Annotated in this window: 3 protein-coding genes and 1 pseudogene; 1 reads left to right on the forward strand and 3 read right to left on the reverse strand. The window is 36.7% G+C overall.

All coding sequences use genetic code 11. The features are described from left to right. A pseudogene (locus L693_RS30805) lies at positions 1-276 on the forward strand (recombinase family protein); the annotation flags it as partial. A 60-nt stretch (positions 277-336) separates the two neighbouring features. Here L693_RS30805 and L693_RS0124650 read toward each other — a convergent pair. The 3 genes from L693_RS0124650 to L693_RS31755 form a co-directional block, all read right to left on the reverse strand. After that, a complete protein-coding gene (locus L693_RS0124650) occupies positions 337-624 on the reverse strand; it encodes a hypothetical protein (protein WP_025720820.1) in 288 nt (95 codons plus the stop codon). 99 nt (positions 625-723) lie between these two features. Beyond that, positions 724-1425 (reverse strand): Imm3 family immunity protein, encoded by a 702-nt coding sequence (locus tag L693_RS0124655; protein ID WP_025720822.1) that lies wholly within the window; start codon positions 1423-1425, stop codon positions 724-726. 20 nt (positions 1426-1445) lie between these two features. Continuing rightward, positions 1446-2607 (reverse strand): deaminase domain-containing protein (locus tag L693_RS31755; protein WP_025720824.1); only part of this gene is annotated, 1162 nt, incomplete at its 5' end.

The following is a 2607-nucleotide window of genomic DNA, read 5'->3' on the forward strand; positions in this document are numbered from 1 at the left end:
AGCGTATATGCTGAAGAAACGAACAGACTTTCCAGTGAGCTAAACGAGCTACGGCAACAGATGCTGATATTAGAGGAGGAAGAGGATCAGAAGGAAAAAATCAAGGAACGAGTTGATGAAATTATTCAGGTACTAAGCTCACGGCAAGATATACTGGAACAATTTGATGATAACCTGTTCAATGCGTTGGTGGAGAAGATCACGATCCTCTCACCAGCGCATTTTGTTTTTACCTTGAAGAGTGGAATGAGCATAGATGAAATCATTAAAGGTTAATAGAACATTGTTAAATGAATTTAGGGACTAAAGAAACCATAGGCTGAAACGATTAATGGGCTAACGAGTATCTGTGGAGTGCTTGACGGGAAGGATCAATCGCATCCCGTCTTTAACTCCTTCCATATAGATGGACTGTTTGTCCTGGCTTAGCTGATAGCCTATGGCTTCTTCCCACTCAGATAACAGGCGTTGGATACCCTCGTTTTGATTCATTTTGAATTGATCCATTTGAGTGAATAAATTTTTTTCCTCAGATGAACAAGAAGCCTGTTGTTCATTAGCGAGTTCTAATTGATAAAATCGTTGGCGTAATGCTTCGAGAAACCAATCTGGCCAATTTGACATAGCTTATTTTCCCTCCCGTGGTTTGAGTGTGTGTATGTTAACTCTGATGGGGAGGGATGGCAAGTCATTGTTTTGTGTAATTTAGTTTTTGAGTTTTAATTAGGGTTGATTAATTTGGTTTAACACATTTTTAATTCTCTTTTGCAAATCTTCTTGTTCCTCTTCTAATAATTGCTCTTGAAGAATATCTTTTATGTTAAACTGTTTTAATTCTTGTTTAATCTTCTCTAGAGCGTCTGTCTGTGTTAATTTATGAATTAATAAATTTTCAGCTAGTGTTGTATACACGATTATTTTTTCACTTAATGTATTTTTACAATCACGTTCAAAGCGGTGAAATACACTAGTAACAATTTCATCTGCAGTTACATTTTCTATGTTTATTTGATTGAAAAATTTATTAACTTCATCTGTCAATTCAGAATAGTACCAACATACCCTCGGATAGTAGTCTGGCTTTTTATTTTTAAGTTCAGGTAATGCTTCTTCTTTTCGAGAACGCAGATCATTGTATTGCACCAGTGTTAATTTTTGTTCTTGTTCTATTAAATTGAAGTCTAATTCAGATAGTATTTTAATCATATGCTCTTTAAAAGTGTGCAAAATTCTTGAATGAGAAACTAAAATTTCTGTAAGTGCTACATAAATTATTGCTTTATCCGTTTCGCTTTCTTTAGCTAACATGTCATATTCATTAAATGTTCTTGCAATTGCCTCTTTATTGCTCATTTTTTCATCTTCTTTAAATTCTTCATAAGTTTCATTGATATATTCTAAATATTCTTCATACCCATAAACCATACTTATCAAAACCTCCAGAGTTATTTTGAGGAAATGCGTTTATCACCATTATGAACAACTTCAATTGTAATATTAGGGTACTTTTTATCAAATTGCTGAATGATTTGATTGCAACTGGCACATGTGTCTTTTTCTGTGAATAGTTTGATTGTTCCCGTTGCGTTAGGGTTATCACCTATTCTATGCGCGACATCATTTAATATTTTATACTCTGTATCAGCATCTCTTAGGTAAATATTACCAGCGGTATCAGGAGCCTCGGTTGCCTTAAATATTGGATTGTCAGGCTTAAAAGAAAATTCTTCAGTTCCAGGAATTTTTTTATTGGAATTATGAATTCCACTATGTGAATAGAAGTCTGTTTTACTGACTCCTGAAACTTTTACTTCTGCGTATGCAAAGTTACCTGCTTCTTTATATTTATTAGACAGTTTCCCCCTAGCTTCTGCCACTTTATCAATAACATGTTGATTTACTTTTGGATCAATTTGACTGGTTGGAAATCTTTTTGTACGCTGAGCTGCATTCCTCGTCCCCTCAATCTCTTTATTTGGCTTTAGGTTTGGAAGTTGCGGTGGCTCTGTTTTTTCATTTATGATTTTAGGACCTGCATGAATAGGTTCTTTAACGGGCAATTTTAGTGTAGGTTTCGGCTTGAAAAATGAACCGGCTCCCTCAGTGATCCCTACTACACCAATGATATTGGACCAATGCTCTGCTGACAAAGGAGCTTTAGGTGTCAACGCTCCACGTATAGTTTCTGTTATTCCGAACGTAGCAAAATTGATAGCATCGCTACCAGAATTCCCTTGATTACGTCCACGCTCCATATAAGCCTGATAGATTCCTTTAGGGATACCGTACGACAAGTAATCCAAATATGCGCCAACTGAATCGTAGCGTTTTTGGGTCCTTTCTGCAGTAGCATCATAAATTCCTGTTCCTATTTCAGTTAGGCTATCTGCCGACTTCACAGTCACATTTTGTGCTGTGTGTGCCTGTTCCATTGCTATTTGGCCTTTTATCATCGCACTGCTACCCGTATAATTCAGGTAACGATCCCACCAAGACTTAGGCTTCTCAACTTGTGGTTTAGGCTGCTGTTGTGCCATATGTCTATCGTAGTTGGCTCTCCAGCGTTTTCTTACATCTTCCGGAACCTGCTGATACGCATGAACCATG

The organism is Paenibacillus sp. 1-18 (genome assembly GCF_000520755.1).
In the GTDB taxonomy this organism is placed as follows: Bacteria; Bacillota; Bacilli; order Paenibacillales; family Paenibacillaceae; genus Paenibacillus; species Paenibacillus brasilensis.